The sequence below is a fragment of the Calidithermus terrae genome, from assembly GCF_003574345.1.
Classification (GTDB): domain Bacteria; phylum Deinococcota; class Deinococci; order Deinococcales; family Thermaceae; genus Calidithermus; species Calidithermus chliarophilus.
The window spans coordinates 1-2,987 of sequence record NZ_QXDL01000328.1; the positions used below are offsets into that span (position 1 = coordinate 1).

2 protein-coding genes are annotated in these 2,987 nt (G+C 70.9%); one reads left to right on the forward strand and one right to left on the reverse strand.

The features are described 5' to 3' along the window. A partial coding sequence (locus Mterra_RS20180) for an IclR family transcriptional regulator (protein ID WP_147372972.1) occupies positions 1 to 758 on the reverse strand: 758 nt, incomplete at its 3' end. 193 nt (positions 759 to 951) lie between these two features. On the opposite strand from Mterra_RS20180, the gene acs reads away from it, so the two are divergent. Next, positions 952 to 2,898: an acetate--CoA ligase gene (acs, locus tag Mterra_RS20185; RefSeq protein WP_119316730.1), complete on the forward strand. Its 1,947-nt coding sequence runs from the start codon at positions 952 to 954 to the stop codon at positions 2,896 to 2,898. Positions 2,899 to 2,987 lie beyond the last annotated feature (89 nt).

A 2,987-nucleotide genomic window follows, 5' to 3' on the forward strand; every position in this document is an offset into this window, starting at 1 on the left:
GGCGGGGCCGGGTGGCTCTCGCCGGGCAGGTGCCCGGAGGCGGCGCGGGCCACCTCGCGCACCGCGTGCGCCAAGCGGGTGAAGGCGTAGGGGAAGCGGCGGGAAGGCACCACCACGCCGAAGGCCCCGATCACCCGCCCCTCCGGACCGAACACCGGCGCGGCCACCGCCGAGATGCCCTCGGCGAACTCCTCGAGCTCGACCGCGAAGCCCATCTGCCGCACCCGGTCGAGCTCGTCCTGCAGGGCCACCGGCTCGGTGAGGGTGTTGGGGGTGTAGGCCCGCAGTTGGCCCGGCGGCGCGGCGTCGAGGTAGGCCAACACCGCCTTGCCCAGCGCCAGCGCGTGCAGCGCCTCGGTGCTGTCGCCCTCGAGCCCCGGCGGCTTGGGCTGGCCCTGGCGCCCCCGGCTTTGCAGGCGCAGCTTTCCCTCGCGGGTCAGCAGGGCGAGGTAGGTGCGCTCGCGGGTGCGCAGGTAGAGCTCTTCGAGCGCGTCGTGCAGGCGCTCGAGGGCGTTCGTGTCCCCGTGGCCGGGGCCGGAGACGGGGGAGAGGGCGTTCTGGCTGACGCGGTAGGTGGTGCCCACCCGCTCGGCGAAGCCCTCGGCCACCAGGCTCGCCAGCAGGGCGTAGGCGGTGGAGAGGCTCTTGCCCAGCAGGCGGGCCACCTGCGCGGCCTCGAGGCCCTCCGGGTGCGCGAGGAGGTAGGCCAGCACCCGCAGGGCGGCCTGTACGGTGGTGAGCTTGCGGCTTTGGGCCATCGGGGAAAACCTTCCTGCGCCTTCAGAAGCGGTTTGGGCCCATGATGGGCTCGCCCAGGGGGGCTGTCAAGAAATCCTCTCATTTGCACATGGCGCAAAACCCGGGGGTTCTTGACCGGGGAGCGGCCCCGGGCATACCCTGACCCCATCGCTTCAGGCCCTGTTGCCGTTTCCCGCCTTTGGAGGCCCTGCCATGACCGAGAAATTGGAAGCCGTGCTCAAGGAAGACCGGGTGTTCGAGCCCCCCGAATCCTTCCGCCGCTCCGCCCGCCTCTCCGACCCCGCCCAGTACGAAGCGCTCTACCGCCAGAGCCTCGACGACCCCGAAGCCTTCTGGGGCCGCGTAGCCTCCGAGCTGCACTGGTTCAAGCCCTGGGAACGGGTGCTGGAGTGGGAGGCCCCCAATGCCCGCTGGTTCGTGGGCGGCCGCACCAACCTCGCCTACAACGCCCTCGACCGCCACCTCGCCGCCCGCCGCACCAAGGCCGCCATCGTCTTCGAGGGCGAGCCCGGCGACAGCCAGGTGCTCACCTACCACGACCTCCACCGCGAGGTCAGCAAGTTCGCCAACGTGCTCAAGGGGCTCGGGGTAAAGGCGGGCGACCGCGTGACCATCTACCTCCCCATGATCCCCGAGGCCGCCGTCGCCATGCTGGCCTGCGCCCGCATCGGCGCGATCCACTCGGTGGTCTTCGGCGGCTTCAGCGCCTCGGCCCTGGCCGACCGCATCAAGGACGCCCAGGCCAGCGTGCTCATCACCGCCGACGGCGGCTATCGCCGCGGCAGCGTGGTCCCGCTCAAGAACAACGCCGACGAGGCCCTGGCCGACGCCCCCGGCATACAGAGCGTGGTGGTGGTGCGCCGCACGGGTGAGGACATCTCCATGCAGCCGGGCCGCGACCACTGGTACCACGAGCTGATGCAAAACGCCTCCGACGTCTGCCCGGCCGAGCCCCTGGACGCCGAGCACCCCCTCTTCATCCTCTACACCTCCGGCTCGACGGGCAAGCCCAAGGGGGTCATGCACACCACCGGGGGCTACCAGACCTACGTCTACCTCACCGCCCAGTACGTCTTCGACCTGCAGGAGCAGGACACCTACTTCTGCACCGCGGACGTGGGCTGGGTCACCGGCCACTCCTACGTCGTCTACGGCCCCCTGCTCAACGGCGCCACCACCGTGATGTACGAGGGGGCCCCCAACTGGCCCGACCCCGGCCGCATCTGGCAGGTCATCGACAAGTACGGCGTGAGCGTCCTCTACACCGCCCCCACCGCCATTCGCGCGTTCATGAAGGCGGGGGAGCAGTGGCCGCTGAAGGCCCGCCTCGAGAGCCTGCGGCTGCTGGGCACGGTGGGCGAGCCCATCAACCCCGAGGCCTGGGTCTGGTACTACAACGTCATCGGCAAGGGGCGCTGCCCCGTCGTGGACACCTGGTGGCAGACCGAGACCGGGGGCATCATGATCACCACGCTGCCCGGCGTGCACCCCATGAAGCCCGGGCACGCCGGCAAGCCCTTCTTCGGCGTCGAGCCGGCCATCGTGGACGCCTCCGGCCAGCCCGTCTCCAACCCCGACGAAGGCGGCCACCTGATCATCCGCCGCCCCTGGCCCTCGATGCTGCGCACGGTGTGGGGCGACCCCCAGCGCTACTTCAACCAGTACTGGAGCCAGTACCCCGGCAACTACTTCACCGGCGACGGCGCGAGGCGCGACGCCGACGGCTACTACCTGATCATGGGCCGCGTGGACGACGTGCTCAACGTCTCGGGCCACCGCCTGGGCACCATGGAGGTCGAGAGCGCCCTGGTCTCCCACCCCGCCGTGGCCGAGAGCGCCGTGGTGGGCAAGCCCGACCCCGTCAAGGGCGAGAGCATCGTGGCCTTCGTGACCCTCAAGGCCGGCCGCGCCGGCTCCGACGCCCTCAAGGGCGAGCTCAAGGCCCACGTCGCCAAGGTGATCGGCGCCATCGCCCGCCCCGACGAGATCCGCTTCACCGACGCCCTCCCCAAGACCCGCTCCGGCAAGATCATGCGCCGCCTGCTGCGCCAGATCGCCGCGGGCGAGACCGACATCAAGGGGGACACGAGCACGCTCGAGGACCGCGCCGTGGTCGAGAAGCTGAAGGCGGGGGAGTAGGGAGTAGGAGCCGTCAGCCGTCAGCTCGTGGCCTGTGGTTCGCCCTGCCCCAGCCCTCCCCGCGCGCGGAGGGCTTATCCCCCCCAACC